The sequence below is a fragment of the Halolactibacillus sp. JCM 19043 genome (assembly GCF_001310395.1).
Classification (GTDB): Bacteria; Bacillota; Bacilli; order Bacillales; family Amphibacillaceae; genus Halolactibacillus; species Halolactibacillus miurensis.
In genome coordinates this window covers 45,679-56,080 of sequence record NZ_BAXD01000022.1, presented here as the reverse complement: position 1 = coordinate 56,080, position 10,402 = coordinate 45,679, and the positions used below count along the sequence as shown (strand labels likewise).

The 10,402-nt window shown below is 35.8% G+C and carries 14 protein-coding genes; 8 read left to right on the top strand and 6 right to left on the bottom strand.

The annotated features are described in order from the left end of the window. Nucleotide 1: 1 nt before the first annotated feature. Both JCM19043_RS10865 and JCM19043_RS10860 read right to left on the bottom strand, forming a co-directional pair. Nucleotides 2-691 carry a restriction endonuclease gene (locus JCM19043_RS10865; RefSeq protein WP_062322473.1) on the bottom strand — a complete coding sequence of 230 codons (690 nt, stop codon included), beginning with the start codon at nt 689-691 and terminating at the stop codon, nt 2-4. A gap of 460 nt (nt 692-1,151) precedes the next feature. Further along, nucleotides 1,152-1,811, bottom strand: a complete 660-nt coding sequence (locus JCM19043_RS10860) for a cupin domain-containing protein (protein ID WP_062322471.1) — start codon at nt 1,809-1,811, stop codon at nt 1,152-1,154. A 313-nt stretch (nt 1,812-2,124) separates the two neighbouring features. Here JCM19043_RS10860 and JCM19043_RS10855 point away from each other — a divergent pair, with 313 nt between their 5' ends. The 3 genes from JCM19043_RS10855 (at nt 2,125) to JCM19043_RS10845 (ending at nt 4,701) form a co-directional block, all read left to right on the top strand. Beyond that, complete coding sequence (locus JCM19043_RS10855; RefSeq protein ID WP_231631514.1) at nt 2,125-3,174, top strand: tetratricopeptide repeat protein; 1,050 nt, start codon at nt 2,125-2,127, stop codon at nt 3,172-3,174. A 48-nt stretch (nt 3,175-3,222) separates the two neighbouring features. Next, entirely contained in the window at nt 3,223-3,813 is a 591-nt protein-coding gene (locus JCM19043_RS10850) for a hypothetical protein (RefSeq protein ID WP_062322467.1), read from the top strand. Nucleotides 3,814-4,023: 210 nt separating this feature from the next. Further along, complete coding sequence (locus JCM19043_RS10845) at nt 4,024-4,701, top strand: class I SAM-dependent methyltransferase (RefSeq protein WP_143103174.1); 678 nt, start codon at nt 4,024-4,026, stop codon at nt 4,699-4,701. Between the two features lie 81 nt (nt 4,702-4,782). Here JCM19043_RS10845 and JCM19043_RS10840 read toward each other — a convergent pair whose 3' ends face one another. Continuing rightward, nucleotides 4,783-5,037: a spore coat protein gene (locus JCM19043_RS10840; RefSeq protein ID WP_089854863.1), complete on the bottom strand. Its 255-nt coding sequence runs from the start codon at nt 5,035-5,037 to the stop codon at nt 4,783-4,785. 12 nt (nt 5,038-5,049) lie between these two features. Then, the gene (locus JCM19043_RS10835; RefSeq protein WP_062322466.1) at nt 5,050-5,235 is read right to left on the bottom strand and encodes a hypothetical protein; all 186 of its coding nucleotides are present in this window, start codon (nt 5,233-5,235) and stop codon (nt 5,050-5,052) included. Between the two features lie 225 nt (nt 5,236-5,460). On the opposite strand from JCM19043_RS10835, the gene JCM19043_RS17715 reads away from it, so the two are divergent. Continuing rightward, nucleotides 5,461-5,802: an ECF transporter S component gene (locus JCM19043_RS17715; protein WP_231631513.1), complete on the top strand. Its 342-nt coding sequence runs from the start codon at nt 5,461-5,463 to the stop codon at nt 5,800-5,802. Continuing rightward, nucleotides 5,739-6,095: an ECF transporter S component gene (locus JCM19043_RS17710; RefSeq protein ID WP_231631512.1), complete on the top strand. Its 357-nt coding sequence runs from the start codon at nt 5,739-5,741 to the stop codon at nt 6,093-6,095. The genes JCM19043_RS17715 and JCM19043_RS17710 overlap by 64 nt, the downstream gene beginning before the upstream one ends. Nucleotides 6,096-6,187: 92 nt before the next feature. Here JCM19043_RS17710 and JCM19043_RS10825 read toward each other — a convergent pair whose 3' ends face one another. Continuing rightward, the gene (locus tag JCM19043_RS10825; RefSeq protein ID WP_062322463.1) at nt 6,188-7,000 is read right to left on the bottom strand and encodes a Cof-type HAD-IIB family hydrolase; all 813 of its coding nucleotides are present in this window, start codon (nt 6,998-7,000) and stop codon (nt 6,188-6,190) included. A gap of 232 nt (nt 7,001-7,232) precedes the next feature. On the opposite strand from JCM19043_RS10825, the gene JCM19043_RS10820 reads away from it, so the two are divergent. The 3 genes from JCM19043_RS10820 (at nt 7,233) to JCM19043_RS10810 (ending at nt 9,914) form a co-directional block, all read left to right on the top strand. Next, nucleotides 7,233-8,108: a radical SAM/SPASM domain-containing protein gene (locus JCM19043_RS10820; RefSeq protein ID WP_062322461.1), complete on the top strand. Its 876-nt coding sequence runs from the start codon at nt 7,233-7,235 to the stop codon at nt 8,106-8,108. A 242-nt stretch (nt 8,109-8,350) separates the two neighbouring features. Next, nucleotides 8,351-9,181, top strand: a complete 831-nt coding sequence (locus tag JCM19043_RS10815; RefSeq protein WP_062322459.1) for an acyltransferase domain-containing protein — start codon at nt 8,351-8,353, stop codon at nt 9,179-9,181. Between the two features lie 82 nt (nt 9,182-9,263). Further along, the gene (locus JCM19043_RS10810; protein WP_062322457.1) at nt 9,264-9,914 is read left to right on the top strand and encodes an SDR family oxidoreductase; all 651 of its coding nucleotides are present in this window, start codon (nt 9,264-9,266) and stop codon (nt 9,912-9,914) included. A gap of 103 nt (nt 9,915-10,017) precedes the next feature. Here JCM19043_RS10810 and JCM19043_RS10805 read toward each other — a convergent pair whose 3' ends face one another. After that, nucleotides 10,018-10,260 (bottom strand): hypothetical protein, encoded by a 243-nt coding sequence (locus JCM19043_RS10805; protein ID WP_062322455.1) that lies wholly within the window; start codon nt 10,258-10,260, stop codon nt 10,018-10,020. Nucleotides 10,261-10,402 lie beyond the last annotated feature (142 nt).

Below are 10,402 nucleotides of genomic sequence, written 5' to 3'. Positions count from 1 at the left end.
GTTATTTTATATGCTTTAAACGTTTCGCTTCTTGATCACGCCATGTTAGTAACTTGTTCTCTACCCAATATTTATCGTTTGTAGTAATTCTATTGTCTCCGGCTTCACGCATTGCTGCAGTTGTGATGTCTGATGTTGTAATAAGTCGTGCAAGTATACAGTTGTGATTTTTCTTTGCTGTATTCAATTCTCTAATGATTTTAACGTCTACTTGCTGTTTAGTATACTTTTTAATTTGGACTGCTTCTCTCGCTTGATCTTTCTCGCTCCATATTATTAAATCAATACCACCGTCAGCTCCTTCTTTTGTTTCTTCAGGTTTTTGACCTTTAGCTTCAAAGTAGTAATAGCAGAGTCTTTCAAATTCACGCCATGTTAGCTTCTCAAACGGAAGAGTTAATATTTCTTTTTTAGCTCTTAATTGATTGTGATTCTTTTTAGGAGTGTTCTTTGTTGATTTTTTACTCACCGTCTTAGAGGTTGTGGCTTTTTTTTTTGTTTTACGCTTTGATTTCTTTACAGGAATAAGTGAACCGATACCATGCCCTAGAAATACCGCAAGCAATAACCCTCCGAAGATATAAATAGCCGGATCAATAGTGTCTTTTAACGGTTCATAAAGAAAAAAACCAATAGTAATAAATATAAATGTCAGTATGCTTTTAAGATCTCTAACTTGTTTCTTTGTCATTTTCTACTCCTTTGTGTTTGATTGTAATTTACATAATTATCGTGTACTTTAGTTAACCTCTCAAAATGAGAGAGGTTAACGGTATTATTACTTAATCTAGACTACTTCTTGCTAATGTCGTATGATTTTCTATCATCACTACATTCGTTAAATTAACAATCATGTCTTTGTATTTGATATTCATAGTTTAGCATATACCTCATTAATTTGTAAGTATTATACAGAGAATGAACTATATTTCTTTTTTATAGTGATTAGAGAAGATATTGATAAAATATTGTTATCATAATGGAATTAAAGTTATTCTATTTGTAAAATCAGATATTTGTGTGATGATAGGATTTAATTAAAATAATTTACGTAACTAAGGTAATCATTCATGGGGTTAGCTAATTAGTATGAATGACTGGCATAAGAAGCTACTATAAGTTTTAAACTTAATCATTTCTCGGAGCTCTAACTACATTTGTTTACTTTGTTGAAGCAGTTTCGATTCCCCTGTTCGCTCCCATTCTTCCACCATTTCATAAGCTTTTTCAGGAGAAAATCCTTTTCCAACAAGAACGCCCATTAGGATAAATTCTTGAAGTATGTGGGTCATGTTTACACCTTTTTTATAATCCTCTAATCCTTCTTCTACTAAAAACTGCGTGTGCATGATCCATTCATCGGGTGTTTTGCCGAATATTGTACCATTGTGGTGGCTGTGATGGTGCTCTTTCTCCATTGCATCTTGCTTTGTTGGGTGAACCGTATTAAATGGGTGATTAGGTGGCGCATAAATTGAATATAATCTTAGAGGACTATTACCTATATTGATAATATTATGCCAAGTGCCGGCAGGTATAATAATGGCAGAATCGTCTTGAATCGTTCTCCTAAAGTCCATCGTATTTTTACTGCTACCCATCTCAACTACTCCAAATCCTTGTTCCACTCGTAAAAACTGATCAACATTTGGATGCATTTCTAAACCAATATCCTCACCAACACCGATACTCATCAACGTTACTTGAAGGTGCTCACCAGTCCATAAAGTGGTCCGAAATGTTTGATTTTGTCTGGTCGCTTGATTGATATCTATCACGAATGGATTTGGTCCATAATCCGTTAATCTCATATTTCTATAACCATCAATTAAATAGCTATTATAATGACCAGTGTTGTCTGTTACGGGATATGGATACCTCGGATAAACAGATGTTCTTTCATATGAATGTGTGCCTGCATAAGCGTTATAGGGGGGTGATAAGACTGTCCGTACGTATAAGGGAAATAAGACATGTTCTCAATCCTTTCATCATTTCATTAACGTTTCTAAATTATCATATGCATATGATAATATTTTGCGCATTTGAAATATGAATATTGTGGATTTAATTAAACAAGTAATAGAGCATGTCGTTAAATTCACTTCTATTTACTCATGAATTATGCGATACTTTAATTACATTTCGATAAGAAAGGTGTTATTTATGGACTTACAACAAACACTACTAAAAAAGGGTTACACAAAGGCGGCAGAGCTACTTGAATCTTTAACTGTAAGCGATCATTTTATTAAAGATATGCAAGCTATTTTAACAACCTGTTTGACTTCCCGAGAAGAGCTGGCGTATGATATTTATGTTTTGTATACACAATTGATGAGCGTTGAGACATTTGAAAAACAATATACCGAGATACTTGTTCGTGATTTGACTATCGTCCTTTTAGAAATGTTAAACCCAACAAATGGATCAGTCGATCTTTTTTTAAGTGATAATCAAGAAGAAGAGGCGATAGCCTTGTACCAACAAGCAGTAAATGGTCATGCGGATGCACAAGTAGCCCTCGCTCATTTTTATAAATCGATTGACCGTGATCAATGGGCATTTGACTGGTTTAAACATGCAGCTGAGCTTGGCAATGCTGATGCTTATTACTGGCTAGGAAATGAGTATTTTGTCGGTCAAGTTGTGCAACATGATCTTGAACAAACATTTCTTAACTATAAGAGAGCGGCTGAATTAGGACATGGTGATGCCTTAAATAATTATGCTGATATGTACTTACGGGGTGAGTACGTAGAGAAAGATGAAGAAAAGGCGCTTATGATTTTTAAACAAGCCGCTGATAAAAGCGTACCAGAAGCGATGTATACACTAGGTTATATGTATGAGAATGGCGTCGGTACAGCGATAGATCCTGTTGTATCAAGAGCATGGTTTATTGAATCGGCGCGTCACGGTGATGACTTTGCGGCGAATAGATTAGGCCATGAAGCAATTGAGTTGGGTAAGAGTACGGATGCACTTGCCTGGTATCAAATGGCGGCCGATCGTGGTGATTCATATGGTGAATATAATTTAGGACATTGTTATGAAAATGGGATTGGGACACCAGTCAATTTAAAAAAGGCTAAGTATTGGTATCGCCTCGCTGCACTAAAAGGAGATCGACAGGCAAAAGAGCGACTAACAGCGATAGAAAAATTGTCGTAATAACTCAGTGACCGTTTCAAGTATTAATTTGAGAGAGGAGACTTAGTGATGACAGTTTTAAACAAAGACTCACAAGAAAATCAATCAACCAAGAGAACGACGTCACAGACCGTATTACTTTCAATCATTGCCATTTTTATAATACTAGGTGGCTATATTATGCTGAGATTATTAGATGTAGATAAAGCGGATGGCCGTGAAAGAGCTTTAAGAGAATTACTCACTATCCAGTTTTCAACAGCTGAGGAGGCGCTGATTCAAGCGTTAGAATCACCTGATAGTCACATTATGATTAATGATAATGGAAACATTGATTTAACAAATGATACACCGCTTAATCAATATTTAGATGGGCATTATCGCATGCTTCTAACCGATAGCTATTATGATGAATATATAGTAAGATATTTACTCTCCTATCCAGTCTTTGCCTATTATAATGACATTGACTTAAACATCAGTAATATCACGATTGAAAAACAAGAAGCAGAAGGTGATTATCATTTTACCGTTCATGTAGATGACGGTGATGACCAACAAGGCAAAGTAACAGGCCGGGCCCATGTGACGGGTGATGGACAGATTAGTTTTCTAGATATTTTTGAAGACGACACATTATTTCTAAATGGCTTATATTAATTAGAACAGACATCTTGCCTATTAATTTTTTTGAAAAATTAATAGATAAATGTTAATAGATAGCGAAAATTAAGGGTTCATGGTGATGTTGTGATTTAGACATATTGGACTATGAAGCTAATATGATAACATCATCATGTCAACTAAATATTAAACAATTAAAATAAAATGAAGGATAGGTGAAAGTGTGGATTTATTTGAGTTACAACCTTGGGAACGGTTAGCAAAAAAATCACATGGGTACAGTTAGGTGATATAAAAGGGAAAAAAATATTAGACTTCGGAAGTGGGCTTGGCATTACTGCCAATCATTTAGCAATACATAATGATGTTGTAGCTATTGAGCCATGTGAAGAAACTATTAATAATAGGTATTGTGATAACGCCTATACTCAAATTTGTGGTGATATTAAAAGTCTAAAACAATTTGAAAATCAATTCTTCGACGTTATTATTTGTCATAATGTCTTTGAATATGCTCGTGAAAGAAAAGATATCATTAAGGAATTTTCAAGGTTATTAAAAAGTGATGGTTTTATATCAATCATAAAGCATAATGTACCTGGAAGAGTAATGCAAATGGTAGTTTTACTAAATGATTTTGAGCATGCAGAAAAGCTTTTAAAAGGTGAGAATGGAAAGACAGAAAGTGCGGATCTAATTCATTACTATGACGATACAGATATAGAAAAATGGTGTAATCATTTAAAGATTGATAAAAAGATGGGACTTAGAACTTTTTGGGATTTACAACAAAATCAAGAGATACAAAAGGATTTAGAATGGCAAAGAAAAATGATTGAGATGGAGTTGAAAGTTTCAGAGGTTAGAGAGTATCAAGACATAGCATTCTTCAGCCATTTAATTTTAAAAAGAAAGAAGGTATAGATTTTTAGAAAAACTAAATAATATATATTTAAACGCCTCAGGAAGAGTTTTTTACTCTTCTGAGGCATTTATTCATTCGAATCAACCTTGTGATGTTAGTTCGCTTTTCGTTGATTGGATAATATCACCTGGTGCTGGAGCTGCAGGGGTATAAAATTGATGTTCTAACGCATACTCATACAGATGACGCTGTCTTACCTCATCTTGATTTCTTAACTCAATAATGGTTTGTCTTAAGTCAGGGTGATTTGTTTCTGTGATGACAGTCGCATAACCAGTAAGACTGGCATTAATCCCTGATAAATAATCATTGACGATTTCTTTATCTTGCAACATGTTTTTTTCCTCCTATCCTAAAAATGAGAGTAGTGTTTGCTGTGCTTGACTTGCGGCATTTGCATCATTTTCTAATAACGTTTTTAGTGTGGGATCACTGCAACTTTCCGCATAACTGTTCAATTTTTTTACAATCATTCCGTGCCCACCTATCAAGTGTCGTAAATGTTCAACCTCTAGCGTTGTTAATTGTGTCATCATAACGCCTCCTTTCTGCTGTTTAATGTGAGCTAATTTTAAAAAAACATACATGGAATATAAGATAAGAAAAAGGAAAAGTTCGGAATGATCAAATATGAAGATTTTGTTTCAATAAAGAGTTGATTAATTTTCAAATTCCATTAAAATAAGTAAAGGACGTCTCTAGTCAAGACAACTGTCAAATCTAAAGGGACAACGAGTTTTTATAAAGAGGTGAACAACATGAACATTAAACAATTTACATTAACCGCTATTTTTCTATCTATTATTTTACTTTTTGCCTTTACACCGATTGGTTTTATTCATTTAGGTGTGATTAAAGCGACCTTGATCCATATTCCGGTCATCATTGGTTCTATTATCCTTGGACCTAAGATTGGCGCATTTTTAGGTCTAGCATTCGGGACAACAAGTGTCATTAATAACACGCTGGCACCGACACTTCTATCATTTGCCTTCTCACCAGCTATTCCGGTGCTAGGAACGATCGGGGGAGTTTCATGGCGCTCGTGGTGGCGATTTTGCCACGGGTCATTATTGGCATCCTTCCGTACTTCTTTGTGAAAGGCTTTAATAGGCTCATTACACTAAAGAAAATAAAAGAAAAAACAAGCCTATTTTTAACAGGACTTGTCACAACGATTATTCACACCTTTCTAGTCATGGGCGCGATTGCGGTTGTCTTTTATGATGCGTATGCACAAGCGATTGATGTCTCATCTGTCAGTGGGGTCATTGTCGCTGTCTTTACTGTCTTTTTGTCCAATGGTATTGGAGAGGCGATTGTTGCGGCATTTATTGTGATGACGGTCGTACCACCATTACTTAAAATTTCAGACCAATCGAAATCAAAATGAATAAACCTGGAATAAAAAAGTGCCACTTAACTCATTGAACGATTTAAGAGTTAAGTGGCACTTTAGTATATTTTTAAAGGTTATGGGAATTTTTAATCTTCATCAAAAATGAACTTTTCGACAACGTGAGCAACACCGTCTTCCATATTGGAAGTCGTCACGTAGTCACTGATCGCTTTAATGTCGTCAGGTGCATTCCCCATCGCCACACCAAGACCGGCAAATTCAATCATGGATTGGTCGTTATAACTATCCCCAATCGCAATCACTTCTTCCCGCTTGATCCCTAATTGTTTAATTAAGTGATCAAGCGTTGTGCCTTTTGTGACACCTTTTTCTGTGAATTCTAAGAAATAAGGTTTTGAACGAAGCACACTGAAACGCTCAGATAGTTCTTGCTGCAATTTCTTTTCTAACGGTTTTAATATTTCTGGGTCTTCCACCATCAATACTTTTACCGGAGGTTCTGGTACAGATTTTACAAAATCATCGACTTCCGTGATCGGTAGACCCGTAATGTCAGCTTCGATTGTTGTATATTTATTATTTTTGTCCGTAATAATGTTGTCACCAACATACGTATGAATAAAGACGTGTTCTTTGTCACTTAAGTCTTTTAAGAAACGTACATCGTCTAAAGTTAACGTACTAGAGAAGGTATCTTCATTCGTTTGACAGTTTGTGATCCGTCCCCCGTTAAATGATAATAAGTAACTACCGTAATCAGCCAGACGTAACTCATCACCTAACGCACGCATCGCATAAGTCGGTCGTCCAGACGCAAGCACGACTTTAACGCCAGCATCTTGCGATTTAAATAGCATCTCTTTTGTTCGTGGTGAAATCGTGTGGTCATCTCTTAGTAAGGTGTCATCTAAATCTAATACAATCATTTTATAAGTCATTGTGTTATTCGCCCTAAATAAGCGGCATCCCCCTTTATCGTTGATAAGTTTCATTCTACTAGAAACTCATCATGAATGGTAGAGTCTATCAACAGATTAGAGCCCAATTGTTCACAAAATGAACGTGTACCATTAAGCTAAATCGCTTATAATGGATAGGAACCAACATGTTAGATAGACAGGTATTATAAAACAGATAATAACGAACATATAAAAGAATAGGATGATGTCATTGCCACGGTTTAAAAAGTTTTACTTAGAAATTACCAGTGTGTGTAATTTAGCGTGTACGTTTTGTCCTGAAACATTACGTCCAAAAGCGTTTATTACCCCAGATATATTTAAACAACGATTAGAAGAAATAAGACCCTACACGGACTATTTGAATTTCCATGTGAAAGGTGAACCCTTACTACATTCCAAACTACATGAGTTATTACAACTCAGTCATCAGTTCGGTTTTAAAGTCAATATAACGACTAATGGCACATTGATTAAAAAGAAACAACAACATTTGTTTGATCAGCCGGCACTCAGACAGCTTAACTTTTCCCTCCATAGCTTTGAAGGTCAACCATTTAAGATTGATGGTGACAAGTATTTAGAGGATATTTTAACGTTTGTGAAAACGTTAAAAGAAACAAGTGAGACCATTGTCTCGTTTCGGCTTTGGAACTTAAAAAAAGATGAAGAAACAGAGGCAATCCGCCAGTCTAACGCCAATATTCTCCGTCGCCTTGAAGAGACATTTAACGTGACTGAGCCTTTAATTGACCGGTTATCGCCGACACAGGGGGTTAAACTCGCAGAAGGGGTTTATTTAAATCAAGACTATCAATTTACTTGGCCATCACTTGACGAAGAGGAAGATGATGGGGTTGGTTTTTGTCACGGTTTACGTAATCAAGTCGGTATTTTAACAGACGGGACCGTGATTCCTTGTTGTTTAGATGGAGAAGGCGTGATTAACTTAGGTAATGTAGATGACACGTCATTTGGGGACATTATCACAAATGAGCGTAGCACAAATATTATTGATGGTTTCTCAAGGCGCGAAGCCGTTGAAGAGCTATGCCGTAAGTGTGGGTATCGTAAACGCTTCGGGTAAGGATGTTTTAATCCTTTCGATAAAGGTAATAGTACATATTAGGGGATGACTTTAGGGAGAAAGATAAAATTATAATATGACTCTGAGACGTGTAAATTTACTTCTTTTTTAAATAGAATGGTAAGTTTTAGTTTTATAAAATGTACTGGTCTTGTATTTAAAAACAAAATACTTGTGCATATGAATGGCGATTACATATCAAAAGAAAGGAAGTATGATTATGACTTTTAAAATCATTATACATGAGAGAAATGACAGAGTATGAGTTATATCAACTTATGGAGTTACCTAATGAGGTAGCAAATTTGTTGCTAGATTATAAAGAGAGAAGAGATATAACCATTCCTCTGTCGATTAGAAATAAGATTCTAAATCCGAAGACATGGGATGAGGGGATTTCTGACCTCGAAAAGTTACTTGTAAATGATAACGATGGCATTGGTGTTCTGTGGGAATTATTGTATATCGTAAGGGCCTATTCATATTATGAATATATCAACCGATTCATTCCACTAGATATATTTATAGCTACGATGAAGTTTTGTACTCGCTTTCTTCATGAACATTATGAGACTTTTAATACTTATAAGTTCATTTGGGCGTGGTGGTTTCCAAGACAAATAGCACTTAAAGAATTCCGCATAGGTTCTTTAGAATATGAGTTTATTGAAGGTGAAGAAAAAGAAATCGCTATCCATATACCTTCTGACGCTAATCTAAATCCTAACGCTATCATCACGTCATTACGTGAATTCATAGAATTCCAGCAAGACTATTTCCCTGAGTGGAAGAACACTCCCCTCACCTGTAATACGTGGATGTTAATGCCGGAAATCGCTAATTTAATTAATAAAGAGAGTAATCTCGTCTTCTTTCAGAACCTTTTCACTGTTGATGACATTCGTTATGACGAAACTTGGTATATGGATTGGATATATCCAGGTTATAAAGGGAACAAAGAATCTTTACCTGAAGACACATCACTCCAAAGAAATTTAAAGCAACATTTATTATTAGGTGAAAAATTCGGTATCGCTAAAGGGCATATTTCTTCCATTAAAGATATTTTATAATTTTTTATCTATCAGTAAAAAATGCACCTTAAACTATTATAACTATTTAAAAAAATGTAATATTTTTAGAAAGGATGATTCGATGAAAGTATTAGTAGTAGGAGCAAACGGACAAGTTGGTCAGCACGTTGTTGATCACTTACACGACGCACCAGGTGTCTCTGTCAGAGCGATGGTGAGAAAAGAAGACCAACAAAAAGCATTATTACAACGAGGTATTGATGCCGTTTGTGTTGATTTAGAAGACGATATTCCAAGTATTAAACGCGTCTATCAAGATATTGATGCGGTCATTTTTGCGGCGGGTTCTGGTCCTAATACCGGAGCAGATAAAACGATGACCATTGATTTAGACGGGGCAGTTAAGACAATCGAAGCCGCAAAACAAGCAGGGGTCAAGCGTTACGTGATGGTCAGCTCCTTTGACACGACACGTGACGCGATTCAGTCAGCACCTGAAGGATTCAAACCTTACGTGGTAGCAAAACACTTTGCGGATGATTGGCTACGAAGAAGTGGATTAGATTATACAATTGTTCATCCAGGTCGACTGACAAATGATCAAGGAACCGGAGAAGTTCATATAAAAGAAACAGTAGATGCCGGTGAAGTACCGAGAGAAGACATCGCGACCATTCTTGTTGAAACGGTTCAAAACGATCATTTAATCGGACGAGAGTTTCAAGTGATTGGTGGAAAGACACCAATCAAAGAAGCATTAAAAAGCGTTTAATAAAGCTGTTTAAATGCTATGTATTTGCATTAAAATAAACAGATAAAAGCATGTGCCATTTACAGGCGCATGCTTTTATCTGTTTATATGAAAGTTACGTTTCCTAGCAACAAACTTCTTCATCATTCATATCGACAAGTGGTGTTTCAAAGTCACCGGCTTTGATTTGGTCAATCAGCGGCGTGACATAGTTTTTAATGTTTTGAGGTTGGTTGTCAATCTCAGAAAGATTAAAATAGATAAAGCCTTTATCATGATCAAGACAAGCAATCGCAATATCATCTTCCAATACTTTTGTTGTTACTATTCGACAAGATTTTCCCTTCGGTGCCAAGTCAGTTCCCAAAAGAAATGCCCCCTTAATTTTTAGTCGTTATTAGTGTAGCACAAACAAGTGCGGATGTTTAGTGTCTCAGTCATACTTTCTTTGTATGACATTCATTCATTTTTGCGATGAAAGATGAGTGATTGTTTTTAAGTGACAGGTT

Bases quoted from the DNA above. Each gene is read 5' to 3' on its own strand.
- JCM19043_RS10865 (WP_062322473.1), bottom strand. From the start codon at position 691: ATGACAAAGAAACAAGTTAGAGATCTTAAAAGCATACTGACATTTATA.
- JCM19043_RS10860 (WP_062322471.1), bottom strand. From the start codon at position 1,811: ATGAGATTAACGGATTATGGACCAAATCCATTCGTGATAGATATCAAT.
- JCM19043_RS10855 (WP_231631514.1), top strand. From the start codon at position 2,125: ATGCGATACTTTAATTACATTTCGATAAGAAAGGTGTTATTTATGGAC.
- JCM19043_RS10850 (WP_062322467.1), top strand. From the start codon at position 3,223: ATGACAGTTTTAAACAAAGACTCACAAGAAAATCAATCAACCAAGAGA.
- JCM19043_RS10840 (WP_089854863.1), bottom strand. From the start codon at position 5,037: ATGTTGCAAGATAAAGAAATCGTCAATGATTATTTATCAGGGATTAAT.
- JCM19043_RS10835 (WP_062322466.1), bottom strand. From the start codon at position 5,235: ATGACACAATTAACAACGCTAGAGGTTGAACATTTACGACACTTGATA.
- JCM19043_RS17715 (WP_231631513.1), top strand. From the start codon at position 5,461: ATGAACATTAAACAATTTACATTAACCGCTATTTTTCTATCTATTATT.
- JCM19043_RS17710 (WP_231631512.1), top strand. From the start codon at position 5,739: ATGGCGCTCGTGGTGGCGATTTTGCCACGGGTCATTATTGGCATCCTT.
- JCM19043_RS10825 (WP_062322463.1), bottom strand. From the start codon at position 7,000: ATGACTTATAAAATGATTGTATTAGATTTAGATGACACCTTACTAAGA.
- JCM19043_RS10815 (WP_062322459.1), top strand. From the start codon at position 8,351: ATGAGAGAAATGACAGAGTATGAGTTATATCAACTTATGGAGTTACCT.
- JCM19043_RS10810 (WP_062322457.1), top strand. From the start codon at position 9,264: ATGAAAGTATTAGTAGTAGGAGCAAACGGACAAGTTGGTCAGCACGTT.